This window comes from Pseudomonas sp. Root71 (genome assembly GCF_001429045.1).
GTDB classification, from domain to species: domain Bacteria; phylum Pseudomonadota; class Gammaproteobacteria; order Pseudomonadales; family Pseudomonadaceae; genus Aquipseudomonas; species Aquipseudomonas monachiensis.
Window position 1 is genome coordinate 279307 of sequence record NZ_LMHY01000030.1, and the last position, 23730, is coordinate 303036.

Sequence of the window (23730 nt, forward strand, 5' to 3'; positions counted from 1 at the left end):
GGGTCAGCGCAGCATGCCGCTGCCGTAACCCTTCAGGTTGGCTTTCTTCATCAGGGATTCGTACTGGTGCGAAACGAGGTGCGATTGTACTTGGGACATGAAGTCCATCACAACCACGACGACGATCAGCAACGAGGTCCCGCCAAGGTAGAACGGTACGTTGGCTGCAACCACCAGGAACTGGGGCAACAGGCAGACGGCCGTCATGTAAAGAGCACCGAACATGGTCAAGCGAGTCAGAACGCCATCAATGTAGCGCGCAGACTGCTCACCTGGACGGATGCCCGGAATAAAGGCACCGGACTTCTTCAGGTTTTCCGCTACGTCTTTCGGATTGAACATCAACGCCGTATAGAAGAAGCAGAAGAAAATAATCCCTGCACTAAACAGCAGAATATTCAACGGCTGACCAGGAGCGATCGACTGCGAGATGTCCTGCAACCAGCCCATACCTTCAGACTGACCGAACCAGGCACCCAACGAAGCCGGGAACAGCAAAATGCTGCTCGCGAAAATAGCCGGAATAACACCGGCCATGTTCACCTTCAGCGGCAAGTGGCTGGTCTGCGCAGCGAAGACCTTACGGCCCTGCTGACGCTTGGCGTAGTGAACAGCAATACGACGCTGACCACGCTCAATGAACACCACGAAACCGATAATCGCTACTGCCAGCAAACCGATGGCAACCAGGGCGAAGATGTTGATATCACCCTGACGTGCAGACTCGAAAGACTGCCCGATCGCTCTCGGAAGACCGGCGACGATACCCGAAAAAATCAACATCGAGATACCGTTGCCAACACCACGCTCAGTAATCTGCTCACCCAGCCACATCATGAACATCGCACCAGCCACAAAAGTGGATACCGCGACGAAATGGAAGCCAAAGTCACCAGTGAACGCAACGCCCTGCCCCGCCAGACCAATGGACATGCCAATGGCCTGGACGAGAGCGAGGACGACAGTGCCGTAGCGGGTGTACTGGCTGATCTTGCGACGGCCAGCTTCACCTTCCTTCTTCAACTGCTCCAGCTGCGGGCTGACGGCGGTCATCAGTTGCATGATGATCGATGCCGAGATGTACGGCATGATCCCCAGTGCAAAGATGCTCATCCGTTCCAGCGCGCCGCCGGAAAACATGTTGAACAAGCTAAGAATGGTCCCCTCATTCTGTCGAAACAGGTCCGCGAGTCGGTCCGGGTTGATACCTGGAACCGGGATGTGTGCGCCTATTCGGTAGACGATAATCGCCAGGAACAGAAAACGCAGACGAGCCCAGAGTTCAGACATACCGCCTTTGCCGAGCGCAGAGAGAGCACCTTGCTTAGCCATTTATTCCTCGAACTTGCCGCCAGCTGCTTCGATAGCCGCACGCGCACCTTTGGTGGCGCCGATTCCCTTGCCGATAGTGACAGCGCGAGTCACTTCACCGGACAGCATGATTTTCACACGCTGTACGTTGACGTTGATCACGTTGGCATCTTTCAGGGACTGCACGGTGACGATGTCGCCTTCCACTTTAGCCAGCTCGGACAAACGCACTTCTGCGCGGTCCATGGCCTTCAGGGAAACGAAACCGAACTTCGGCAGGCGACGATGCAGCGGCTGTTGACCGCCTTCAAAGCCTGGAGCAATGGTGCCACCGGAGCGGGAGGTCTGACCTTTGTGACCACGGCCACCAGTCTTACCCAAACCGCTACCGATACCACGGCCCGGACGATGCTTTTCGCGACGGGAACCCGGCGCTGGACTCAGATCATTGAGTTTCATCGATTAACCCTCGACACGCAGCATGTAGTAAGCCTTGTTGATCATCCCGCGATTCTCGGGAGTATCCAGGACTTCTACAGTGTGACCGATGCGACGCAGACCCAGACCCTTAACGCACAGTTTGTGGTTAGGGATACGGCCGGTCATGCTTTTGATCAGCGTTACTTTTACGGTAGCCATGATCAGAAGATCTCCTTGACACTTTTGCCACGCTTGGCGGCAATGGATTCAGGAGACTGCATTGCTTTCAAACCCTTGAAAGTGGCGTGAACCACGTTTACCGGGTTAGTCGAGCCGTAGCACTTGGCCAGAACGTTCTGAACGCCAGCAACTTCGAGGACAGCACGCATAGCGCCGCCAGCGATGATACCGGTACCTTCAGAAGCAGGCTGCATGTACACCTTCGAAGCGCCGTGAGCGGACTTCATTGCGTACTGCAGAGTGGTGCCGTTCAGATCAACCTGGATCATGTTGCGGCGAGCAGCTTCCATTGCCTTCTGGATCGCAGCAGGCACTTCACGCGACTTGCCACGGCCGAAGCCAACACGGCCCTTACCATCACCAACCACGGTCAACGCGGTGAAAGTGAAGATACGGCCGCCTTTAACGGTTTTGGCTACGCGGTTAACTTGAACCAGCTTCTCGATGTAGCCTTCGTCGCGCTTTTGGTCGTTATTTGACATAACTTAGAACTCCAGCCCAGCTTCACGAGCAGCATCAGCCAGCGCTTTAACGCGGCCGTGGTACTTGAAGCCAGAGCGGTCGAAAGCCACTTGCGAGACGCCAGCGGCCTTAGCACGCGTAGCGACCAGCTGGCCAACCTTAGTGGCCGCGTCGATGTTGCCGGTGGCACCATCACGCAGTTCTTTATCCAAAGTCGAGGCGCTTGCCAGGACTTTGTTGCCGTCGGCCGAAATGACCTGGGCGTAGATGTGCTGCGAAGAGCGGAACACGCAGAGACGCACGACTTCGAGTTCGTGCATTTTCAGGCGTGCTTTGCGAGCGCGACGCAGTCGAGTAACTTTTTTGTCGGTCATTTGCTATGCCCTACTTCTTCTTGGCTTCTTTACGACGGACGACTTCGTCCGCGTAGCGCACACCTTTGCCTTTGTACGGCTCTGGTGGACGGAAGTCGCGGATCTCGGCGGCCACTTGACCTACCAGCTGCTTGTCGATGCCCTTGATCAGGATATCGGTCTGGCTAGGAGTCTCAGCGGTGATGCCTTCCGGCAGTTCGTAATCCACTGGGTGCGAGAAGCCAAGAGCCAGGTTCAGCACTGTGCCTTTTGCTTGCGCTTTGTAACCAACACCGACCAGCTGGAGCTTGCGCTCGAAGCCTTGGCTTACGCCTTGGACCATGTTATTTACCAACGCACGAGTGGTACCAGCCATTGCGCGAGTCTGTTGATCGCCATTGCGAGCAGCGAAACGCAGCTCACCGGCTTCTTCAACGATCTCAACGGACGAATGGATGTTCAGTTCAAGAGTGCCCTTGGCACCCTTCACCGAAAGCTGTTGGCCTGCGAATTTTACTTCGACACCGGCTGGCAGCTTAACGGGGTTCTTAGCGACGCGAGACATGCTTATCCCCCCTTAGAACACAGTGCAAAGAACTTCGCCGCCGACACCGGCAGCGCGCGCAGCACGATCAGTCATCACACCCTTGTTGGTGGAGACGATAGACACACCGAGACCGCCACGAACTTTTGGCAGATCATCGACGGACTTGTACTGACGCAGGCCTGGACGGCTAACGCGCTTCACTTCTTCGATAACCGGACGGCCTTCGAAGTACTTCAGCTCGATGGACAGCAGTGGTTTGATTTCGCTGCTGATCTGATAACCCGCAATGTAACCTTCGTCCTTCAGGACTTTGGCAACAGCTACCTTCAACGTGGAAGATGGCATGCTTACGACGGACTTTTCAGCCATCTGGGCATTACGGATACGAGTTAGCATGTCCGCTAACGGGTCCTGCATACTCATGGGCTAGACGCTCCTAATACAAAAAAATTAGCCTTGCGGCTATTACGTGTCGCCGAGAATCTCCGAGCATGAAAAACACGGGCTCAGGCGAGCCGGGTATTCTAGACACACCCCGGAAATGAATCAAGCCCCAAAAGGGGCTTGATCCAGATTCAAGGCCACCGGTGGTCAGGATCTTGCGATCCTGGACACCGAGACTTTGACAGTACTTACCAGCTGGCTTTAACCAGACCCGGTACGTCACCACGCATGGCAGCTTCACGCAGCTTGTTACGGCCGAGGCCGAACTTGCGGTAAACGCCGTGTGGACGACCGGTCAGGCGGCAGCGGTTACGCATGCGCGAAGCGCTTGCGTCACGTGGCTGCTTCTGCAGGGCTACTGTAGCTTCCCAACGCGCTTCTGGACTTGCGTTCAGATCAACGATGATAGCTTTCAGTGCTGCACGCTTCTTGGCGTACTTGGCAACCGTGAGCTGACGCTTCAGCTCGCGGTTTTTCATGCTCATCTTGGCCATGGTCCTACTCCAATCAGTTGCGGAACGGGAATTTGAACGCACGCAGCAGAGCGCGGCCTTCATCATCGTTCTTGGCAGTGGTGGTCAGGGTGATGTCCAGACCGCGGAGAGCATCGATCTTGTCGTAGTCGATTTCCGGGAAGATGATCTGCTCTTTCACGCCCATGCTGTAGTTGCCACGACCATCGAAGGACTTGGCATTCAGGCCGCGGAAGTCGCGAACCCGAGGCAGGGAGATCGACAGCAGACGATCCAGGAACTCGTACATACGCTCACGGCGCAGGGTCACTTTGACGCCGATCGGCCAACCTTCACGGACTTTAAAGCCAGCGATGGATTTGCGAGCGTAGGTCACAACGACTTTCTGGCCGGTGATCTTTTCCAGGTCAGCAACAGCGTGCTCGATGACTTTTTTGTCACCGATCGCTTCGCCCAGACCCATGTTCAGGGTGATTTTGGTAACGCGCGGAACTTCCATCACGTTCGAAAGCTTAAGTTCTTCCTTAAGTTTCGGAGCAATTTCCTTCCGGTAAATCTCTTTTAGTCGTGCCATGGTCTCATCTACCTAGCAGTGTTCAAGCATCAACCGCTTTTTGGGTCGACTTGAAGACACGAATTTTCTTGCCGTCTTCTACTTTGAAACCAACGCGGTCAGCCTTGTTGGTTTCGCCGTTGAAAATGGCGACGTTAGAAGCATCCAGTGGAGCTTCTTTTTCGACGATACCGCCCTGCACGCCCGACATCGGGTTAGGCTTGGTATGACGCTTGACCAGGTTCAGACCACCAATAACCAGACGGTTGTTAGCGAGAACCTTAAGCACCTTACCGCGCTTACCTTTGTCTTTGCCGGCGATCACGATGATCTCGTCGTCACGACGAATCTTTTGCATGTCGGATCTCCTTACAGCACTTCTGGGGCGAGCGAGACGATCTTCATGAACTTCTCAGTACGAAGTTCACGGGTCACTGGCCCAAAGATACGGGTGCCGATCGGCTCTTGCTTGTTGTTCAACAGAACAGCAGCGTTGCCATCAAAGCGGATAATGGAGCCATCAGCACGACGTACGCCGTGACGAGTGCGGACTACAACAGCAGTCATCACTTGGCCTTTTTTCACTTTACCGCGAGGAATTGCTTCCTTCACGGTAACTTTGATGATGTCACCGATACCAGCGTAACGACGATGGGAGCCACCCAGCACCTTGATGCACATAACGCGGCGAGCGCCGCTGTTATCGGCCACATCGAGCATGGATTGAGTCTGAATCATATAATTTCTCCGACCCCTAGTCCTTAGACTTCCACAGCGCGTTCGAGAACATCAACCAGCGCCCAAGACTTGGTCTTGGCCAAAGGACGAGTTTCACGAATAGTGACTTTGTCGCCGATGTGGCACTGATTGGTTTCGTCGTGCGCGTGCAGCTTAGTCGAACGCTTAACGTATTTACCGTAGATCGGGTGCTTAACGCGACGCTCGATCAGAACGGTGATGGTTTTGTCCATCTTGTCGCTGACAACACGGCCAGTCAGCGTACGGACAGTTTTTTCGGCTTCAGCCATGATTACTTACCTGCCTGCTGGTTGAGCACAGTCTTCACGCGAGCGATGTCACGCTTAACTTGCGAGAGCAGATGAGACTGCCCCAACTGGCCAGTTGCTTTCTGCATACGCAGATTGAACTGGTCGCGCAGCAAGCCGAGCAGTTGCTCGTTCAGCTGCTGTGCGGATTTTTCACGAAGTTCATTCGCTTTCATCACATCACCGTCCGTTTAACAAAGGAGGTGGCGAGCGGCAGCTTTGCAGCAGCCAGGGCGAAAGCCTCACGCGCCAGCTCTTCAGAAACACCCTCGATTTCATACAGGACTTTGCCTGGCTGAATCTGGGCAACCCAGTATTCGACGTTACCCTTACCTTTACCCATCCGAACTTCGAGTGGCTTCTTGGAAATAGGCTTGTCCGGGAATACACGGATCCAGATCTTGCCGCCACGTTTTACGTGACGGGTCAGAGCACGACGCGCTGACTCGATCTGACGAGCGGTGAGACGACCACGAGCAACAGACTTCAGCGCGAACTCGCCGAAGCTGACTTTGCTACCGCGCAATGCCAGGCCACGGTTGTGACCAGTCATTTGCTTGCGGAACTTCGTACGCTTTGGTTGCAACATTTGGCGTACCCCTTACTTAGCAGCTTTTTTACGAGGCGCTGGTGCTTGTGGTTTCAGTTCTTCTTGGCGACCACCAATTACTTCGCCTTTGAAGATCCAAACCTTTACACCGATCACACCGTAAGTGGTGTGAGCTTCGTAGTTGGCATAGTCGATGTCGGCACGCAGGGTGTGCAACGGCACACGACCTTCGCGATACCATTCAGTACGTGCGATTTCAGCACCGCCGAGACGACCGCTCACTTGGATTTTGATGCCTTTGGCACCAATGCGCATGGCGTTCTGTACAGCGCGCTTCATAGCGCGACGGAACATTACGCGACGCTCCAGCTGCTGAGCTACGCTCTGCGCAACCAGCATACCGTCGAGCTCCGGCTTGCGGATCTCTTCGATATTGATGTGCACAGGCACACCCATTTGCTTGGTCAGGTCCTGACGCAGTTTCTCAACATCTTCACCTTTCTTCCCGATAACGATACCTGGACGAGCGGTGTGGATGGTGATGCGTGCAGTTTGGGCCGGACGATGGATATCGATACGGCTTACGGATGCGCTTTTTAGTTTGTCTTGGAGGTACTCACGCACATTCAGATCTGCGAGCAAATAGTCCGCATAAGTCCGACCGTCTGCGTACCAGACGGAGGTGTGCTCCTTGACGATTCCCAGGCGAATGCCAATGGGATGTACTTTCTGACCCATCTCTTCGACTCCGTTACTTGTCAGCAACCTTGACAGTGATATGGCAAGACCGCTTGACGATGCGATCAGCACGGCCTTTGGCACGTGGCATGATGCGCTTCAGCGAACGCCCTTCGTTGACGAAAACAGTGCTGACCTTCAGGTCATCAACGTCTGCGCCTTCGTTATGCTCGGCGTTGGCTACGGCCGACTCCAGCACTTTCTTCATGATCTCGGCGGCTTTCTTACTGCTGAAAGCCAACAGGTTGAGCGCTTCGCCCACCTTCTTCCCGCGGATCTGGTCGGCGACCAAGCGGGCTTTCTGGGCGGAGATTCGAGCGCCCGACAACTTAGCGGCTACTTCCATTTCCTAACCCCTTAACGCTTGGCTTTCTTGTCTGCCACGTGCCCGCGATAAGTGCGGGTACCGGCGAACTCGCCCAGTTTGTGGCCGACCATGTCTTCGTTCACGAGAACTGGGACGTGCTGACGACCGTTGTGTACTGCGATGGTCAAACCGACCATTTGTGGCAGGATCATCGAACGACGCGACCAGGTTTTCACCGGCTTGCGATCGTTCTTTTCCGCCGCCACTTCGATCTTCTTCAGTAGGTGAAGATCGATAAAAGGACCTTTTTTCAGAGAACGTGGCACTGTCGTATCCCTCTATTTACTTGCGACGACGGACGATCATTTTGTCGGTACGCTTATTACCACGAGTCTTCGCGCCCTTAGTCGGGAAGCCCCATGGCGATACCGGATGACGACCACCAGAGGTACGACCTTCACCACCACCATGTGGGTGGTCAACCGGGTTCATGGCAACACCACGAACGGTTGGGCGAACGCCACGCCAGCGTTTGGCACCAGCTTTACCCAGCGAACGCAGGCTGTGCTCGGAGTTCGAGACTTCGCCCAGGGTCGCACGGCATTCAGCCAGGACTTTACGCATTTCACCGGAACGCAGACGCAGGGTAACGTACACGCCTTCACGAGCGATCAGCTGAGCCGAAGCACCAGCGGAACGAGCGATCTGAGCGCCTTTACCTGGCTTCAATTCGATGCCGTGTACGGTGCTACCAACTGGAATGTTGCGCAGTTGCAGAGCGTTGCCCGGCTTGATCGGTGCCAGGGCACCTGCGATCAGCTGGTCGCCAGCGCTCACGCCTTTAGGGGCGATGATGTAGCGACGCTCGCCATCTGCGTACAGCAGCAGAGCGATGTGAGCAGTACGGTTTGGATCGTATTCGATACGCTCGACAGTGGCAGAGATGCCATCTTTGTCGTTGCGACGGAAGTCGACCAGACGATAATGCTGCTTATGACCACCACCGATGTGACGAGTGGTAATACGGCCATTGTTGTTACGACCACCAGTCTTCGATTTCTTCTCGAGCAGCGGTGCGTGAGGAGCGCCTTTATGCAGCTCCTGGTTGACCACCTTGACCACAAAACGGCGGCCAGGGGAAGTCGGTTTGCATTTAACGATTGCCATGATGCACCCCTTCCTTACTCAGCACTGCTGCTGAAATCGAGATCTTGGCCTGGCTGAAGGGAGATAACTGCCTTCTTCCAGTCATTACGCTTGCCCAGACCGCGAGCAGTGCGCTTGCTCTTACCCAGAACATTCAGGGTAGTAACACGCTCTACTTTCACGCTGAACAGGCTTTCGACGGCCTTCTTGATTTCCAGCTTGGTTGCGTCGGTAGCAACCTTGAAAACGAACTGGCCTTTCTTGTCTGCCAGAACCGTAGCCTTCTCGGAAACGTGCGGGCCAAGCAGAACTTTAAATACGCGTTCCTGGTTCATCCCAGCAGCTCCTCGAATTTCTTCACGGCCGACACGGTGATCAACACCTTGTCGTATGCGATCAGACTAACTGGATCGGAACCTTGCACGTCACGTACATCTACGTGTGGCAGGTTACGAGCAGCCAGGTACAGGTTCTGATCAACAGCGTCGGACACGATCAGAACGTCGGTCAGGCTCATGTTGTTCAGTTTGCCCAGCAGGTCTTTGGTTTTCGGCGTTTCAACGGCGAAATCCTGAACCACGACCAGACGATCAGTACGCACCAGCTCAGCAAGGATGGAACGCATTGCTGCGCGATACATCTTCTTGTTCAGCTTCTGGGAGTGATCCTGAGGACGAGCTGCGAAAGTGGTACCGCCGCCACGCCAGATTGGGCTACGGATAGTACCGGCACGAGCACGGCCAGTACCTTTCTGACGCCATGGGCGCTTACCGCCACCACGAACGTCGGAACGGGTCTTTTGCTGCTTGGAACCCTGACGACCGCCAGCCATGTAGGCTACGACTGCTTGGTGAACCAGCGTCTCGTTGAACTCGCCGCCAAATGTCAGTTCGGAAACTTCGATCGCTTGAGCGTCATTTACATTTAATTGCATGTCAGCTTCCCCTTAACCGCGAGCCTTGGCTGCTGGACGTACAACCAAGTTGCCGCCAGTAGCGCCAGGAACAGCGCCCTTGACCAACAACAGATTGCGTTCAGCGTCCACGCGCACTACTTCGAGGGACTGCACGGTCACGCGCTCAGCGCCCATATGACCGGACATTTTTTTGCCCTTGAATACACGACCAGGAGTCTGGCACTGGCCGATAGAGCCTGGAACGCGGTGGGATACGGAGTTACCGTGGGTGTTATCTTGCCCGCGGAAATTCCAACGCTTGATCGTACCCTGGAAGCCTTTACCCTTGGACTGACCGGTTACATCAACCAGTTGACCAGCGGCGAAGATTTCAGCGTTGATCAGATCGCCGGCCTGGTACTCGCCTTCTTCAAGGCGGAATTCCATTACGGTACGACCAGCGGCAACGTTCGCTTTAGCGAAGTGGCCAGCCTGAGCTGCTGTTACACGCGAAGCACGACGCTCGCCGACAGTGACTTGCACTGCACGATAGCCATCGGTCTCTTCAGTTTTGAACTGGGTGACGCGATTCGGTTCGATCTCAATGACCGTGACCGGAATGGAGACACCTTCTTCGGTGAAAATACGGGTCATACCGCATTTACGACCGACTACACCAATAGTCATGTTGTAAACCTCATGAGTGTACGGGGCTTTCACCCGCTATGGCCGCCCATTTCAGAGCGTTACACGACTAAGACCGAGTCTTAGCCGAGGCTGATCTGCACTTCCACACCGGCCGCAAGATCAAGCTTCATAAGAGCATCAACGGTTTTATCCGTTGGCTGGACGATGTCCAGAACGCGCTTATGAGTACGGATCTCGTACTGGTCACGCGCGTCTTTGTTGACGTGCGGGGAGACCAGAACGGTGAACCGCTCTTTACGGGTAGGCAGTGGAATTGGACCACGCACTTGAGCACCAGTACGTTTCGCGGTTTCCACGATTTCCTGGGTTGATTGGTCGATCAGGCGATGGTCGAAAGCCTTCAACCTGATACGGATTTGCTGATTTTGCATTGGATTTCAGACTCCGGCTGCTATTCCCACCGAGCGCAATACGCCCGTTAAAAGGAGGCGCAATTCTATAGACGCCCCAGATGGGTGTCAACCCAATAAAAAAGCCCCCGCTGAGCGGGGGCTTTTCAAAGCATCGAAGCTATCTCAAAAGAGATGCTTACTCGATGATTTTGGCTACGACGCCAGCGCCGACGGTACGACCGCCTTCACGGATAGCGAAACGCAGGCCGTCTTCCATTGCGATGGTCTTGATCAGGGTAACTTCCATCTGGATGTTGTCACCTGGCATTACCATTTCAACGCCTTCTGGCAGCTGGCAGTTACCAGTCACGTCAGTAGTACGGAAGTAGAACTGTGGACGGTAGCCTTTGAAGAACGGAGTGTGACGACCGCCTTCTTCCTTGCTCAGAACGTAAACTTCTGCGGTGAACTTGGTGTGCGGCTTAACCGAACCTGGCTTAACCAGAACCTGGCCACGCTCAACGTCGTCACGCTTGGTACCACGCAGCAGAACGCCGCAGTTCTCGCCAGCACGACCTTCGTCGAGCAGCTTGCGGAACATTTCAACACCGGTGCAGGTGGTGGTGGTGGTGTCACGCAGACCAACGATTTCCAGTGCATCTTGAACGCGAACGATACCGCGCTCGATACGACCAGTCACAACAGTACCACGACCCGAGATCGAGAATACGTCTTCGATTGGCATCAGGAATGGCTTGTCGATAGCACGCTCTGGTTCTGGGATGTAGCTGTCCAGAGTCTCAACCAGCTTACGAACGGCAGTGGTGCCCATTTCGTTATCGTCTTTGCCTTCCAGCGCCATACGAGCCGAACCGATGATGATTGGAGTGTCATCGCCCGGGAAGTCGTAGGTGGACAGCAGGTCGCGAACTTCCATCTCGACCAGTTCCAGCAGCTCAGCGTCGTCTACCAGGTCAGCCTTGTTCAGGAAAACCACGATGTACGGAACGCCTACCTGACGGGACAGCAGGATGTGCTCACGAGTTTGCGGCATCGGACCATCAGCGGCCGAGCAAACCAGGATCGCGCCGTCCATCTGGGCAGCACCGGTGATCATGTTCTTCACATAGTCAGCGTGACCTGGGCAGTCAACGTGAGCGTAGTGACGGATCTTCGAGTTGTACTCGACGTGCGCGGTGTTGATGGTGATACCACGAGCTTTTTCTTCTGGAGCGCTGTCGATTTTATCGAAATCAACGATTGCGGAACCGAAAACTTCGGAGCAAACGCGAGTCAGAGCTGCGGTCAGAGTGGTTTTACCGTGGTCAACGTGACCGATGGTGCCAACGTTGACGTGCGGTAGGGAACGATCAAATTTTTCTTTAGCCACGACAATTAACTCCTTGCCTAAAGGACTGAATCAGCCTTGTTTTTTGGTTACAGTTTCGACGATGTGCGACGGAGCTGTATTGTATTTTTTGAATTCCATAGAGTAGCTTGCGCGACCCTGGGACATCGAACGAACGTCGGTCGCATAACCGAACATCTCGCCCAACGGAACTTCAGCACGGATCACCTTACCGGAGACCGTGTCTTCCATACCCAGAATCATGCCGCGACGACGGTTAAGGTCGCCCATCACGTCACCCATATAGTCTTCAGGCGTAACAACCTCTACCGCCATGATCGGCTCCAGCAACTCACCACCGCCCTTCTGGGCCAGTTGCTTGGTCGCCATGGAAGCAGCCACCTTAAACGCCATCTCGTTCGAGTCGACGTCGTGGTAAGAACCATCAAACACGGTAGCCTTCAGGCCGATCAGCGGATAGCCGGCAACTACGCCGTTCTTCATCTGCTCTTCGATACCCTTCTGGATAGCCGGGATGTATTCCTTAGGAACCACACCACCCACTACTTCGTTCACGAATTGCAGACCTTCCTGACCTTCGTCAGCAGGAGCAAAACGGATCCAGCAATGGCCGAACTGGCCACGACCGCCGGACTGACGAACGAACTTGCCTTCGATTTCGCAATTCTTCGTGATGCGCTCACGATACGAAACCTGAGGCTTACCGATGTTGGCTTCGACGTTGAACTCACGGCGCATCCGGTCAACCAGGATGTCCAGGTGCAACTCGCCCATGCCAGAGATGATCGTTTGACCAGTCTCTTCATCAGTCTTGACGCGGAAAGACGGGTCTTCCTGAGCAAGCTTGCCCAGAGCGATACCCATTTTTTCCTGGTCATCCTTGGTCTTAGGCTCAACGGCAACCGAAATAACCGGCTCCGGGAAGTCCATGCGAACCAGGATGATTGGCTTGTCAGCGTTGCACAAGGTTTCACCAGTGGTGACGTCCTTCATGCCGATCAGGGCCGCGATGTCACCAGCGCGTACTTCCTTGATCTCTTCACGGGCGTTTGCGTGCATTTGCACCATACGACCCACGCGCTCTTTCTTGCCTTTGACCGAGTTGATCACGCCGTCGCCGGAGGCCAACACGCCCGAGTAAACACGGACGAAAGTCAAGGTACCCACGAATGGGTCGGTAGCGATCTTGAACGCCAGAGCCGAGAACGGCTCGTTGTCGTCTGCATGACGCTCCATCTGCTTTTCCTCGTCATCCGGGTCAGTACCCTTGATGGCAGGAATGTCGGTTGGAGCCGGCAGGTAGTCGATAACGGCGTCGAGAACCAGGGGAACACCCTTGTTCTTGAAGGAAGAACCGCAAACAGCCAGAACGATCTCACCAGCGATAGTACGCTGACGCAGAGCACCCTTGATTTCCTCGATGGTGAGTTCTTCACCTTCAAGGTACTTGTTCATCAGCTCTTCGCTGGCTTCGGCCGCAGCCTCAACCATGTTGTTGCGCCACTCTTCAGCCAGTTCCTGCAGTTCAGCAGGGATGGCTTCACGACGAGGGGTCATACCCTTGTCGGCATCGTTCCAGTAAACGGCTTCCATGGTCATCAGATCGATCTGACCCTGGAAGTTGTCTTCGGAACCGATAGCCAGCTGGATAGGCACCGGAGTGTGACCCAGACGCTGCTTGATCTGAGCGATCACGCGCAGGAAGTTCGCACCGGCACGGTCCATCTTGTTCACGTAAACGATACGTGGAACACCGTACTTGTTGGCTTGACGCCATACGGTTTCGGACTGAGGCTCAACGCCGGAAGTACCGCAGAACACAACGACCGCGCCGTCGAGTACACGCAGGGAACGCTCAACTTCAATAGTGAAGTCTACGTGGCCCGGGGTATCGATGACGTTGAAACGGTACTGGTCTTTGTGCTGCTTGGCGGAACCCTGCCAGAAGGCGGTAATGGCAGCAGAAGTAATGGTAATACCACGCTCCTGCTCCTGAACCATCCAGTCTGTGGTCGCGGCGCCGTCATGCACCTCGCCCATTTTGTGACTTTTGCCAGTGTAAAAAAGGACGCGCTCAGTGGTGGTGGTTTTACCAGCATCCACGTGTGCAACGATACCAATGTTACGGTAGCGATTAATCGGTGTTGTACGAGCCATAAAGCCCTCGCAAAATTAGTGACGCTAAAATTAGAAGCGGTAGTGCGAGAAAGCCTTGTTGGCTTCAGCCATACGGTGAACGTCTTCACGCTTCTTAACTGCAGCACCTTTACCTTCGGCAGCGTCCAACAGTTCGCCAGCCAAACGCAGAGCCATAGACTTCTCGCCGCGCTTGCGGGCGTAGTCTACCAACCAGCGCATTGCCAGAGCGTTACGACGGGAAGGACGAACCTCGACCGGAACCTGGTAAGTAGCACCACCAACGCGGCGCGACTTCACTTCGACCAGCGGAGCGATGGCGTCGAGTGCTTTTTCGAAGAGTTCCAGGGGATCGGTGCCGGCCTTACGAGCCTTCACGGTATCCAGGGCACCATAAACGATACGCTCGGCAACGGCTTTCTTGCCGCTTTCCATTACGTGGTTCATGAATTTGGCGAGGATTTGGCTTCCGTATTTCGGATCGTCCAGAATCTCACGCTTGGCTGCTACGCGACGTCTTGGCATTGATAAGCCCTCAAACGGTCTTCAGGTTAGCCCGGGACAGCTCCTATGGATGCGTGCCCGACCTTACTCTTATCGACTCAATAAAATGAAAAACTGCAAAACGGCCGATTACTTCGGACGCTTGGTACCGTACTTCGAACGACCCTGGTTACGACCTTTAACACCGGAAGTATCCAACGAACCGCGAACGGTGTGGTAACGAACACCTGGCAAGTCTTTTACACGACCGCCGCGGATCAGTACCACGCTGTGCTCTTGCAGGTTGTGGCCTTCACCGCCGATGTACGAGGAAACCTCGAAACCGTTGGTCAGGCGCACACGGCATACTTTACGCAGTGCCGAGTTAGGTTTTTTCGGCGTGGTGGTGTACACACGGGTGCACACGCCACGGCGTTGCGGGCAGTTCTGCAGCGCAGGCACGTCGGATTTCTCGACGATACGCTTACGCGGCTGACGTACCAGCTGGTTGATAGTTGCCATCTACTAGCTCCACTGTTGTCTTGCGACGCTATTGTCTTGCAAGAAAAGCAAAATGGCAGGAACGAGTTCCCGCCAAATTTAGGGGTACAAGAGTCTAAAGAGGATCTTGTCCCCAGTCAAGGCAAGGCCCCGCCCTCCCCGCTCATCCAATCTCGACAAATTGTCTCGATTCGATGAACGGAGTGACCAGGGCCTCACACTCATTTACCGCAGAACTCAGTTACCGCTCGAGTTCAGCGCTTCGGTCAGTGCAGCTTCCACTTCACTGGCGCTTACGCGCAACGGCTTGTCTGCATCACGGCGGCGCTTACGCTCGCTGTGATAAGCCAGGCCGGTACCAGCCGGGATCAGACGACCCACGACCACGTTTTCTTTCAGGCCGCGCAGGTAATCGCGCTTGCCGGTTACCGCCGCTTCGGTCAGTACGCGAGTGGTTTCCTGGAAGGAAGCCGCCGAGATGAACGATTCGGTGGACAACGACGCCTTGGTGATACCCAGCAGAACGCGAGTGAACTTGGAGACAAACTTGTCTTCGCCGCTCAGACGCTCGTTCTCTACCAGTACGTGAGTCAATTCCATCTGGTCGCCCTTGATGAAACTGGAATCGCCGGATTCAGCGATCTCAACTTTACGCAGCATCTGACGCAGGATGGTCTCGATGTGCTTGTCGTTGATCTTCACGCCTTGCAGACGGTAAACGTCCTGGATCTCGTTGACGATGTACTTGGCCAGCGCACTCACACCCAGCAGACGCAGGATGTCGTGTGGATCGCTCGGACCGTCGGAGATAACTTCGCCGCGGTTTACCTGTTCGCCTTCGAACACGTTCAGGTGACGCCACTTCGGAATCAGCTCTTCGTACGGATCGGTACCGTCGTTCGGGGTGATAACCAGACGGCGTTTGCCTTTGGTCTCTTTACCGAACGCGATGGTGCCGCTGACTTCAGCCAGAATCGACGCTTCTTTCGGACGACGGGCTTCGAACAAGTCGGCAACACGCGGCAGACCACCGGTGATGTCGCGAGTTTTCGAAGTCTCTTGCGGGATACGAGCGATAACATCACCGATCGCGATCTTCGCACCATCCGCTACACCGACCAGGGCGTTGGCTGGCAGGAAGTACTGAGCGATAACGTCAGTGCCTGGCAGCAACAGATCCTTGCCGTTGTCGTCGACCATCTTCACGGCAGGACGGATGTCCTTACCGGCAGCTGGACGATCTTTGGCGTCGAGTACTTCAATGTTGGTCATACCGGTCAATTCGTCAGTCTGACGCTTGATCGTGATGCCTTCTTCCATGCCCACGTAGGTCACGGTACCTTTCATTTCGGTAACGATCGGGTGAGTGTGCGGATCCCACTTGGCCACGATGGCGCCAGCTTCGACCTTGTCACCCTCTTTAACCGAAATCACGGCACCGTACGGCAGCTTGTAACGCTCACGCTCACGACCGAAGTCATCAGCGATGGCCAGCTCACCGGAACGGGACACAGCAACCAGGTGACCATCCACTCGCTCAACGTGCTTCAGGTTATGCAGACGGACGGTACCGCCATTCTTCACCTGAACGCTGTCGGCTGCGGAGGTCCGGCTTGCCGCACCACCGATGTGGAACGTACGCATCGTCAGCTGGGTACCCGGCTCACCGATGGACTGGGCAGCGATAACGCCGACCGCTTCACCGATGTTCACCTGGTGACCACGAGCCAGATCGCGGCCGTAGCACTTGGCGCAAATACCGAAGCGGGTTTCGCAGCTGATCGGCGAACGCACGATCACTTCGTCGATGCTGTTGAGTTCGATGAACTCGACCCACTTTTCGTCTACCAGGGTGCCGGCAGGAACGATGACGTCCTCGGTACCTGGCTTGAATACGTCACGGGCGATAACACGACCCAATACGCGCTCACCCAGCGGCTCTACAACGTCACCGCCTTCAATGTGCGGAGTCATCAGCAGACCGTGTTCAGTGCCGCAATCGATCTCGGTTACAACCAGATCTTGTGCAACGTCTACCAGACGACGAGTCAGGTAACCGGAGTTAGCCGTTTTCAACGCGGTATCCGCAAGACCCTTACGAGCACCGTGAGTGGAGATGAAGTACTGAAGTACGCTCAAACCTTCACGGAAGTTCGCAGTAATCGGCGTTTCAATGATGGAACCGTCCGGCTTGGCCATCAGACCACGCATACCGGCCAGCTGACGAATCTGCGCTGCGGAACCCCGCGCACCCGAGTCGGCCATCATGTACATCGAGTTGAAAGACTCTTGATCGACTTCAACGCCATGACGGTCGATAACCTTCTCTTTCGAGAGGTTGGCCATCATTGCCTTGGAAACTTCGTCGTTCGCTTTCGACCAAAGGTCGATCACTTTGTTGTACTTCTCGCCCTGGGTTACCAGGCCGGAGGCGTACTGGCTTTCGATCTCTTTCACTTCATCAGTGGCAGCATTGATGATGCGGGCTTTTTCATCCGGGATAACGAAGTCGTTAACACCAATGGAAACGCCGGAAATGGTCGAATACGCAAAACCGGTGTACATCAACTGGTCAGCGAAGATCACAGTCTCTTTCAAACCAACCACGCGATAGCACTGGTTGATCAGCTTGGAGATTGCCTTCTTCTTCATCGGCAGGTTGACGACGTCGTACGACAAACCCTTTGGCACAACCTGGAACAACAGAGCACGGCCGACAGTGGTGTCGACGATACGGGTGTTGCTCACGCTGCCGCCATCACGGTCGTTGACGGTTTCGTTGATCCGGACTTTAACCTTGGCGTGCAGTGCGGCTTCGCCGGCACGGAACACACGGTCAACTTCCTGCAGATCCGCGAACACACGACCTTCGCCCTTGGCGTTGATCGCTTCACGAGTCATGTAGTACAGACCCAATACAACGTCCTGCGACGGAACGATGATTGGCTCACCGTTGGCTGGCGACAGAATGTTGTTGGTCGACATCATCAACGCACGCGCTTCGAGCTGGGCTTCCAGCGTCAGCGGTACGTGCACGGCCATTTGGTCGCCGTCGAAGTCGGCGTTGTACGCGGCGCAGACCAGAGGGTGCAGCTGGATAGCCTTACCTTCGATCAGTACCGGTTCAAACGCCTGGATACCCAGACGGTGAAGGGTCGGTGCACGGTTGAGAAGAACCGGGTGTTCGCGAATCACTTCAGCGAGAACGTCCCAAACCTCTGGCAGCTCGCGCTCGACCATCTTCTTGGCAGCCTTGATGGTGGTAGCAAGACCACGCATTTCAAGCTTGCCGAAAATGAACGGCTTGAACAGCTCGAGAGCCATTTTCTTCGGCAGACCGCACTGGTGCAAACGCAAGGTCGGACCTACGGTAATTACCGAACGGCCGGAGTAGTCAACACGCTTACCGAGCAAGTTCTGACGGAAACGACCCTGCTTACCCTTGATCATGTCAGCCAGGGACTTCAGAGGACGCTTATTGGAACCTGTGATAGCGCGGCCACGACGACCGTTGTCGAGCAGTGCGTCGACGGCTTCCTGCAACATACGCTTTTCGTTGCGCACGATGATGTCCGGAGCGGACAGATCCAGCAGGCGCTTCAAACGGTTGTTACGGTTGATCACTCGACGATACAGATCGTTGAGGTCGGAAGTCGCGAAGCGACCGCCATCGAGCGGGACCAGTGGACGCAGATCTGGCGGCAGAACCGGCAGAACGGTCAGCACCATCCACTCTGGCAGGTTGCCGGAACCCTGGAAGGCTTCCATCAACTTCAGACGCTTGGACAGCTTCTTGATCTTGGTTTCGGAGTTGGTTTGCGGAATTTCTTCACGCAGGCGGCCAATCTCGTGTTCCAGGTCGATAGCGTGCAGCAGTTCGCGGACAGCTTCGGCACCCATGCGGGCATCGAAATCGTCGCCGAACTCTTCCAGCGCTTCGAAGTACTGCTCGTCGTTGAGCAGCTGACCTTTTTCAAGGGTGGTCATGCCTGGATCGATAACGACGTAGCTCTCGAAGTAGAGAACGCGCTCGATATCACGCAGGGTCATGTCCATCAGCAAGCCGATACGGGACGGCAGCGATTTCAGGAACCAGATGTGGGCAACTGGCGAGGCCAGTTCGATGTGCGCCATGCGCTCACGGCGAACTTTTGCCAGCGCGACTTCAACGCCGCACTTCTCGCAGATCACACCACGGTGCTTCAAGCGCTTGTACTTACCGCACAGGCACTCGTAATCCTTTACCGGGCCAAAGATCTTGGCGCAGAACAGGCCGTCACGTTCAGGTTTGAACGTACGGTAGTTGATGGTTTCCGGCTTTTTAACTTCACCGAACGACCACGAACGGATCATCTCAGGCGATGCCAATCCAATACGGATGGCGTCGAACTCTTCGACTTGACCCTGGTTTTTCAGCAAATTCAGTAGGTCTTTCAAGGCCTTTCCTCCTGGCGGAGCAGAGAGCGGGCAATCCTGCCCCGCTCTCGATTCGCGTCACGTGTTATTCGGTTTCCAGATCGATATCGATGCCGAGGGAACGAATTTCCTTGATCAACACGTTGAAGGACTCGGGCATGCCCGGCTCCATACGGTGATCGCCATCCACGATGTTCTTGTACATCTTGGTACGGCCGTTCACATCGTCCGACTTCACTGTGAGCATTTCTTGCAGAGTGTAAGCGGCACCGTATGCTTCCAGTGCCCAGACCTCCATCTCCCCGAAACGCTGACCACCGAACTGCGCCTTACCACCCAGCGGCTGCTGGGTAACCAGGCTGTACGAACCGGTAGAACGAGCGTGCATCTTGTCGTCTACCAAGTGGTTCAGCTTCAGCATGTACATGTAGCCAACGGTAACCGGGCGCTCGAACTTGTTGCCGGTACGGCCGTCGGTCAGCTGCATCTGGCCGCTTTCTGGCAGGTCCGCCAGTTTCAGCATGGCCTTGATTTCGCTTTCCTTGGCGCCGTCGAACACTGGAGTGGCCATTGGAACGCCGCCACGCAGGTTTTGAGCCAGGTCCAGGATTTCCTGGTCCGAGAAGTCATCGAGGCTTTCCTGACGACCGCCGATCTCGTTATAGATCTCGTGCAGGAACTTGCGCAGCTCGGCAACCTTGCGCTGCTCTTCAATCATGCGGTTGATCTTCTCGCCCAGACCTTTGGCCGCGAGGCCCAGGTGGGTTTCAAGGATCTGACCGACGTTCATACGCGAAGGTACGCCCAACGGGTTGAGGACGACGTCGACCGGGGTGCCATTGGCATCGTGCGGCATGTCTTCAACCGGCATGATCACGGAGACCACACCCTTGTTACCGTGACGACCGGCCATCTTGTCGCCCGGCTGGATGCGACGACGGATTGCCAGGTAAACCTTGACGATTTTCAGCACGCCTGGAGCCAGGTCATCGCCCTGCTGCAGTTTGCGCTTCTTGTCTTCGAACTTGTCGTCCAGCAGACGGCGACGATCAACGATGTAGGCCTGAGCCTTCTCGAGCTGCTCGTTCAGAGCATCTTCAGCCATGCGCAGTTTGAACCACTGGCCGTGCTCAAGACCGTCGAGAACTTCGTCGGTGATGTCCTGGCCTTTCTTCAGACCGGCGCCGCCTTCGGCTTTGTGGCCGACCAGAGCGGAACGCAGACGTTCGAAAGTAGCACCTTCAACGATACGGAACTCTTCGTTGAGGTCCTTGCGGATCTCGTCCAGCTGGGACTTCTCGATCGACAGGGCACGAGCATCACGCTCAACGCCGTCGCGAGTGAAGACCTGTACGTCGATGACAGTACCCTTGGTACCGGTAGGTACGCGCAGGGAAGTGTCTTTAACGTCGCTGGCTTTTTCACCGAAGATCGCACGCAGCAGTTTTTCTTCCGGAGTCAGCTGGGTCTCGCCTTTCGGAGTGACCTTACCGACCAGGATGTCGCCTGCGCCAACTTCGGCACCTACGTAAACGATACCGGCTTCGTCCAGCTTGTTCAGAGCCGCTTCACCCACGTTCGGGATGTCGGCGGTGATTTCCTCTGGGCCAAGCTTGGTGTCACGAGCCACACAGGTCAGTTCCTGGATGTGGATCGTGGTGAAGCGGTCTTCCTGAACAACACGCTCGGACAGGCAGATGGAGTCTTCGAAGTTGAAGCCGTTCCATGCCATGAACGCGATGCGCATGTTCTGACCCAGTGCCAGTTCACCCATATCGGTGGACGGGCCGTCGGCCATGATGTCGCTACGCTGAACCCGATCACCCTTACGCACCAGCGGACGCTGGTTGATGCAGGTGTTCTGGTTGGAGCGGGTGTACTTGGTCAGGTTGTAGATGTCGACACCGGCTTCACCGGTTTCAACTTCGTCATCGGCAACACGAACCACGATACGGCTGGCGTCGACGGAGTCGATCACGCCGCCACGACGAGCCACGACGCAAACGCCGGAGTCACGGGCTACGTTTCGCTCCATGCCGGTACCTACCAGCGGCTTGTCAGCGCGCAGGGTTGGTACAGCTTGACGCTGCATGTTCGAACCCATCAACGCACGGTTGGCGTCGTCGTGCTCGAGGAACGGAATCAGCGACGCAGCAACCGAAACTACCTGCTTCGGCGATACGTCCATCAAGGTGACGTCTTCCGGCGCCTTGACGGTGAATTCGTTCAAGTGACGAACAGCTACCAGTTCGTCGATCAGGACTTTCTTGTCGTTCATCGTGGCCGAGGCCTGAGCGATCACGTGATCGGCTTCTTCGATGGCGGACAGGAACACGATCTCGTCGGTGACCAGAGCGTCTTTCACCACGCGGTACGGGCTTTCCAGGAAGCCGTACTGGTTGGTGCGCGCATAAGCGGCCAGGGAGTTGATCAGACCGATGTTCGGACCTTCCGGCGTTTCAATCGGGCATACACGACCGTAGTGAGTCGGGTGTACGTCACGAACTTCGAAGCCGGCGCGCTCACGAGTCAGACCGCCAGGGCCGAGTGCGGAAACACGACGCTTGTGGGTGATCTCGGACAGCGGGTTGTTCTGGTCCATGAACTGGGACAGCTGGCTGGAACCGAAGAACTCTTTCACCGCCGCAGCCACTGGCTTGGCGTTGATCAGGTCTTGCGGCATCAGGCCTTCGCTTTCAGCCATCGACAGACGCTCTTTGACCGCACGCTCAACACGTACCAGGCCAACGCGGAACTGGTTCTCGGCCATTTCGCCTACGCAGCGAACACGACGGTTACCCAGGTGGTCGATGTCATCGACGATGCCTTTACCGTTACGGATGTCGACCAGGGTCTTCAGTACCGCGACGATATCTTCCTTGCACAGCACGCCCGAACCTTCGATCTCGGTACGACCGATACGACGGTTGAACTTCATCCGGCCGACCGCAGACAGGTCATAGCGCTCAGGGCTGAAGAACAGGTTGTTGAACAGGGTCTCGGCAGCGTCTTTGGTTGGCGGCTCGCCAGGACGCATCATGCGATAGATCTCGACCAGCGCTTCCAGTTGGTTGCTGGTGGAGTCAATCTTCAGGGTGTCGGAGACGAACGGACCGCAGTCGATATCGTTGGTGTACAGAGTTTCGATGCGAACAACCTGAGCCTTGGCGATTTTGGCCAGGATCTCGGTGTTCAGCTCGGTGTTGCACTCTGCCAGGATTTCGCCGGTTGCCGGGTGCACGATGACCTTGGCGGTTGTACGACCCAGGACGTAGTCCAGAGGCACATCCAGCTCTTTGATCCCGGCTTTTTCCAGCTGGTTGATGTGGCGAGCGGTGATACGACGACCCTGCTCGACAATAACCTTGCCCTTGTCATCCTGAATATCGAGGACAGCGATTTCACCACGCAGGCGCTGAGGCACCAGCTCCAGGCTCAGGGTCTCGCCCTTCACATGGAATACGTTGGTGGTATAGAACGCGTCCAGCACTTCTTCAGTGGTATAGCCCAGCGCGCGCAGCAGTACCGATGCAGGCAGCTTGCGACGACGGTCGATACGCACGAATACGCAGTCTTTCGGGTCGAACTCGAAGTCCAGCCACGAACCGCGGTAAGGAATGATGCGCGCGGAGTACAGCAGTTTACCGGAGCTGTGCGTCTTGCCACGGTCGTGGTCGAAGAACACGCCCGGGGAACGGTGCAGCTGGGAAACGATTACACGCTCGGTACCGTTGATTACGAAGGTACCGTTTTCAGTCATCAGGGGGATTTCACCCATGTAGACTTCTTGCTCTTTGATGTCCTTGATCGCTTTGTTCGACGACTCTTTGTCGAAAATGATCAGGCGCACTTTTACCCGCAAAGGTACGGCGTAAGTTACACCGCGCAATACGCATTCTTTGACATCAAATGCCGGTTCGCCCAGGCGATAACCGACGTACTCCAGCGCAGCATTGCCGGAGTAGCTGATGATCGGGAAAACGGATTTGAAGGCCGCATGCAGGCCCACGTCGCGGAACTGATCTTTAGTCGCTCCCGCTTGCAAGAATTCACGATACGAATCCAGCTGGATGGCCAGGAGGTACGGCACATCCATGACGTCCGGCAACTTGCTAAAGTCCTTGCGGATACGTTTTTTCTCAGTATATGAGTAAGCCATCAGCGTTCCCCAGCTTGGTCACCTGCTTGTTTGGCCCCTCCCGACGGGAGCAGCCAGAAAATCGTGCAAACCCCATGGTTTGCGCCACCGCATCGGGTGGTTACAGCACGTTATCGGCACCGACCCAGTCGGCTGCCAATA

Annotated in this window: 28 protein-coding genes; all 28 read right to left on the reverse strand. The window is 55.6% G+C overall.

What is annotated here, in order from left to right; all coding sequences use genetic code 11:
- Positions 1-3 precede the first annotated feature (3 nt).
- Complete coding sequence (secY, locus tag ASD95_RS27955) at positions 4-1332, reverse strand: preprotein translocase subunit SecY (RefSeq protein ID WP_003228718.1); 1329 nt, start codon at positions 1330-1332, stop codon at positions 4-6.
- Positions 1333-1770 (reverse strand): 50S ribosomal protein L15, encoded by a 438-nt coding sequence (gene rplO, locus ASD95_RS27960; protein ID WP_003228720.1) that lies wholly within the window; start codon positions 1768-1770, stop codon positions 1333-1335. It lies immediately after the preceding gene.
- A gap of 3 nt (positions 1771-1773) precedes the next feature.
- On the reverse strand, positions 1774-1950 hold the full coding sequence (rpmD, locus tag ASD95_RS27965) for a 50S ribosomal protein L30 (RefSeq protein WP_003186033.1): 177 nt from the start codon (positions 1948-1950) through the stop codon (positions 1774-1776).
- 2 nt (positions 1951-1952) lie between these two features.
- Complete coding sequence (gene rpsE / locus ASD95_RS27970) at positions 1953-2453, reverse strand: 30S ribosomal protein S5 (protein ID WP_003186035.1); 501 nt, start codon at positions 2451-2453, stop codon at positions 1953-1955.
- Between the two features lie 3 nt (positions 2454-2456).
- Positions 2457-2807, reverse strand: a complete 351-nt coding sequence (rplR, locus tag ASD95_RS27975) for a 50S ribosomal protein L18 (RefSeq protein WP_003186037.1) — start codon at positions 2805-2807, stop codon at positions 2457-2459.
- Positions 2808-2817: 10 nt separating this feature from the next.
- On the reverse strand, positions 2818-3351 hold the full coding sequence (gene rplF, locus ASD95_RS27980) for a 50S ribosomal protein L6 (protein WP_003176412.1): 534 nt from the start codon (positions 3349-3351) through the stop codon (positions 2818-2820).
- Positions 3352-3363: 12 nt separating this feature from the next.
- A complete protein-coding gene (rpsH, locus tag ASD95_RS27985; RefSeq protein ID WP_003186040.1) occupies positions 3364-3756 on the reverse strand; it encodes a 30S ribosomal protein S8 in 393 nt (130 codons plus the stop codon).
- 209 nt (positions 3757-3965) lie between these two features.
- A complete protein-coding gene (rpsN, locus tag ASD95_RS27990; RefSeq protein ID WP_003176414.1) occupies positions 3966-4271 on the reverse strand; it encodes a 30S ribosomal protein S14 in 306 nt (101 codons plus the stop codon).
- Positions 4272-4284: 13 nt separating this feature from the next.
- Positions 4285-4824 carry a 50S ribosomal protein L5 gene (rplE, locus tag ASD95_RS27995; RefSeq protein ID WP_003210069.1) on the reverse strand — a complete coding sequence of 180 codons (540 nt, stop codon included), beginning with the start codon at positions 4822-4824 and terminating at the stop codon, positions 4285-4287.
- Positions 4825-4846: 22 nt separating this feature from the next.
- Positions 4847-5161, reverse strand: a complete 315-nt coding sequence (rplX, locus tag ASD95_RS28000; protein WP_003176416.1) for a 50S ribosomal protein L24 — start codon at positions 5159-5161, stop codon at positions 4847-4849.
- 11 nt (positions 5162-5172) lie between these two features.
- Positions 5173-5541, reverse strand: coding sequence for a 50S ribosomal protein L14 (gene rplN, locus ASD95_RS28005; protein ID WP_002555479.1), 369 nt, complete (start codon positions 5539-5541; stop codon positions 5173-5175).
- A 23-nt stretch (positions 5542-5564) separates the two neighbouring features.
- A complete protein-coding gene (gene rpsQ, locus ASD95_RS28010; protein ID WP_003176419.1) occupies positions 5565-5831 on the reverse strand; it encodes a 30S ribosomal protein S17 in 267 nt (88 codons plus the stop codon).
- A 2-nt stretch (positions 5832-5833) separates the two neighbouring features.
- A complete protein-coding gene (rpmC, locus tag ASD95_RS28015) occupies positions 5834-6025 on the reverse strand; it encodes a 50S ribosomal protein L29 (RefSeq protein ID WP_002555481.1) in 192 nt (63 codons plus the stop codon).
- Positions 6025-6438 (reverse strand): 50S ribosomal protein L16, encoded by a 414-nt coding sequence (rplP, locus tag ASD95_RS28020; RefSeq protein WP_003228729.1) that lies wholly within the window; start codon positions 6436-6438, stop codon positions 6025-6027. Before rplP ends, rpmC begins: the two co-directional genes overlap by 1 nt.
- A 12-nt stretch (positions 6439-6450) precedes the next feature.
- Positions 6451-7137 carry a 30S ribosomal protein S3 gene (gene rpsC, locus ASD95_RS28025; protein ID WP_007970424.1) on the reverse strand — a complete coding sequence of 229 codons (687 nt, stop codon included), beginning with the start codon at positions 7135-7137 and terminating at the stop codon, positions 6451-6453.
- 13 nt (positions 7138-7150) lie between these two features.
- Positions 7151-7483: a 50S ribosomal protein L22 gene (gene rplV, locus ASD95_RS28030; protein WP_003103908.1), complete on the reverse strand. Its 333-nt coding sequence runs from the start codon at positions 7481-7483 to the stop codon at positions 7151-7153.
- Positions 7484-7494: 11 nt separating this feature from the next.
- Positions 7495-7770: a 30S ribosomal protein S19 gene (gene rpsS / locus ASD95_RS28035; protein WP_002555486.1), complete on the reverse strand. Its 276-nt coding sequence runs from the start codon at positions 7768-7770 to the stop codon at positions 7495-7497.
- Positions 7771-7786: 16 nt separating this feature from the next.
- Positions 7787-8611, reverse strand: coding sequence for a 50S ribosomal protein L2 (gene rplB, locus ASD95_RS28040; RefSeq protein ID WP_003176423.1), 825 nt, complete (start codon positions 8609-8611; stop codon positions 7787-7789).
- A 14-nt stretch (positions 8612-8625) separates the two neighbouring features.
- Complete coding sequence (gene rplW, locus ASD95_RS28045) at positions 8626-8925, reverse strand: 50S ribosomal protein L23 (protein WP_002555488.1); 300 nt, start codon at positions 8923-8925, stop codon at positions 8626-8628.
- Positions 8922-9524 carry a 50S ribosomal protein L4 gene (gene rplD / locus ASD95_RS28050; RefSeq protein WP_003228735.1) on the reverse strand — a complete coding sequence of 201 codons (603 nt, stop codon included), beginning with the start codon at positions 9522-9524 and terminating at the stop codon, positions 8922-8924. Before rplD ends, rplW begins: the two co-directional genes overlap by 4 nt.
- A gap of 12 nt (positions 9525-9536) precedes the next feature.
- Positions 9537-10172 (reverse strand): 50S ribosomal protein L3, encoded by a 636-nt coding sequence (rplC, locus tag ASD95_RS28055; protein ID WP_003186059.1) that lies wholly within the window; start codon positions 10170-10172, stop codon positions 9537-9539.
- An 80-nt stretch (positions 10173-10252) separates the two neighbouring features.
- Positions 10253-10564, reverse strand: a complete 312-nt coding sequence (gene rpsJ / locus ASD95_RS28060; RefSeq protein ID WP_003186070.1) for a 30S ribosomal protein S10 — start codon at positions 10562-10564, stop codon at positions 10253-10255.
- Between the two features lie 157 nt (positions 10565-10721).
- Positions 10722-11915 carry an elongation factor Tu gene (gene tuf / locus ASD95_RS28065; protein WP_008053875.1) on the reverse strand — a complete coding sequence of 398 codons (1194 nt, stop codon included), beginning with the start codon at positions 11913-11915 and terminating at the stop codon, positions 10722-10724.
- A gap of 30 nt (positions 11916-11945) precedes the next feature.
- Positions 11946-14051 (reverse strand): elongation factor G, encoded by a 2106-nt coding sequence (gene fusA / locus ASD95_RS28070; protein WP_007994652.1) that lies wholly within the window; start codon positions 14049-14051, stop codon positions 11946-11948.
- A 30-nt stretch (positions 14052-14081) separates the two neighbouring features.
- Positions 14082-14555 carry a 30S ribosomal protein S7 gene (gene rpsG / locus ASD95_RS28075; protein ID WP_007994653.1) on the reverse strand — a complete coding sequence of 158 codons (474 nt, stop codon included), beginning with the start codon at positions 14553-14555 and terminating at the stop codon, positions 14082-14084.
- 108 nt (positions 14556-14663) lie between these two features.
- Positions 14664-15035: a 30S ribosomal protein S12 gene (rpsL, locus tag ASD95_RS28080; RefSeq protein WP_003186084.1), complete on the reverse strand. Its 372-nt coding sequence runs from the start codon at positions 15033-15035 to the stop codon at positions 14664-14666.
- 216 nt (positions 15036-15251) lie between these two features.
- Positions 15252-19451 carry a DNA-directed RNA polymerase subunit beta' gene (gene rpoC, locus ASD95_RS28085; RefSeq protein ID WP_056728978.1) on the reverse strand — a complete coding sequence of 1400 codons (4200 nt, stop codon included), beginning with the start codon at positions 19449-19451 and terminating at the stop codon, positions 15252-15254.
- A 64-nt stretch (positions 19452-19515) separates the two neighbouring features.
- Positions 19516-23589 (reverse strand): DNA-directed RNA polymerase subunit beta, encoded by a 4074-nt coding sequence (gene rpoB / locus ASD95_RS28090; protein ID WP_053162836.1) that lies wholly within the window; start codon positions 23587-23589, stop codon positions 19516-19518.
- Positions 23590-23730: the final 141 nt, after the last annotated feature.

Excerpts from the sequence above, each read along its gene's own strand:
- rplE (WP_003210069.1), bottom strand. The coding sequence starts at position 4,824 with ATGGCACGACTAAAAGAGATTTACCGGAAGGAAATTGCTCCGAAACTT.
- rplV (WP_003103908.1), bottom strand. The coding sequence starts at position 7,483 with ATGGAAGTAGCCGCTAAGTTGTCGGGCGCTCGAATCTCCGCCCAGAAA.
- rplN (WP_002555479.1), bottom strand. The coding sequence starts at position 5,541 with ATGATTCAGACTCAATCCATGCTCGATGTGGCCGATAACAGCGGCGCT.
- rpmD (WP_003186033.1), bottom strand. The coding sequence starts at position 1,950 with ATGGCTACCGTAAAAGTAACGCTGATCAAAAGCATGACCGGCCGTATC.
- rplX (WP_003176416.1), bottom strand. The coding sequence starts at position 5,161 with ATGCAAAAGATTCGTCGTGACGACGAGATCATCGTGATCGCCGGCAAA.
- rpsJ (WP_003186070.1), bottom strand. The coding sequence starts at position 10,564 with ATGCAAAATCAGCAAATCCGTATCAGGTTGAAGGCTTTCGACCATCGC.
- rpsG (WP_007994653.1), bottom strand. The coding sequence starts at position 14,555 with ATGCCAAGACGTCGCGTAGCAGCCAAGCGTGAGATTCTGGACGATCCG.
- rpsQ (WP_003176419.1), bottom strand. The coding sequence starts at position 5,831 with ATGGCTGAAGCCGAAAAAACTGTCCGTACGCTGACTGGCCGTGTTGTC.
- rpsE (WP_003186035.1), bottom strand. The coding sequence starts at position 2,453 with ATGTCAAATAACGACCAAAAGCGCGACGAAGGCTACATCGAGAAGCTG.
- fusA (WP_007994652.1), bottom strand. The coding sequence starts at position 14,051 with ATGGCTCGTACAACACCGATTAATCGCTACCGTAACATTGGTATCGTT.
- secY (WP_003228718.1), bottom strand. The coding sequence starts at position 1,332 with ATGGCTAAGCAAGGTGCTCTCTCTGCGCTCGGCAAAGGCGGTATGTCT.
- rplW (WP_002555488.1), bottom strand. The coding sequence starts at position 8,925 with ATGAACCAGGAACGCGTATTTAAAGTTCTGCTTGGCCCGCACGTTTCC.
- rpsN (WP_003176414.1), bottom strand. The coding sequence starts at position 4,271 with ATGGCCAAGATGAGCATGAAAAACCGCGAGCTGAAGCGTCAGCTCACG.
- rplC (WP_003186059.1), bottom strand. The coding sequence starts at position 10,172 with ATGACTATTGGTGTAGTCGGTCGTAAATGCGGTATGACCCGTATTTTC.
- rplF (WP_003176412.1), bottom strand. The coding sequence starts at position 3,351 with ATGTCTCGCGTCGCTAAGAACCCCGTTAAGCTGCCAGCCGGTGTCGAA.
- rplR (WP_003186037.1), bottom strand. The coding sequence starts at position 2,807 with ATGACCGACAAAAAAGTTACTCGACTGCGTCGCGCTCGCAAAGCACGC.
- rpmC (WP_002555481.1), bottom strand. The coding sequence starts at position 6,025 with ATGAAAGCGAATGAACTTCGTGAAAAATCCGCACAGCAGCTGAACGAG.
- rplB (WP_003176423.1), bottom strand. The coding sequence starts at position 8,611 with ATGGCAATCGTTAAATGCAAACCGACTTCCCCTGGCCGCCGTTTTGTG.
- rplD (WP_003228735.1), bottom strand. The coding sequence starts at position 9,524 with ATGCAATTAAATGTAAATGACGCTCAAGCGATCGAAGTTTCCGAACTG.
- rpsH (WP_003186040.1), bottom strand. The coding sequence starts at position 3,756 with ATGAGTATGCAGGACCCGTTAGCGGACATGCTAACTCGTATCCGTAAT.
- rpsC (WP_007970424.1), bottom strand. The coding sequence starts at position 7,137 with ATGGGTCAGAAAGTACATCCCATTGGCATTCGCCTGGGAATCGTCAAG.
- rplP (WP_003228729.1), bottom strand. The coding sequence starts at position 6,438 with ATGTTGCAACCAAAGCGTACGAAGTTCCGCAAGCAAATGACTGGTCAC.
- rpoB (WP_053162836.1), bottom strand. The coding sequence starts at position 23,589 with ATGGCTTACTCATATACTGAGAAAAAACGTATCCGCAAGGACTTTAGC.
- rplO (WP_003228720.1), bottom strand. The coding sequence starts at position 1,770 with ATGAAACTCAATGATCTGAGTCCAGCGCCGGGTTCCCGTCGCGAAAAG.
- rpsL (WP_003186084.1), bottom strand. The coding sequence starts at position 15,035 with ATGGCAACTATCAACCAGCTGGTACGTCAGCCGCGTAAGCGTATCGTC.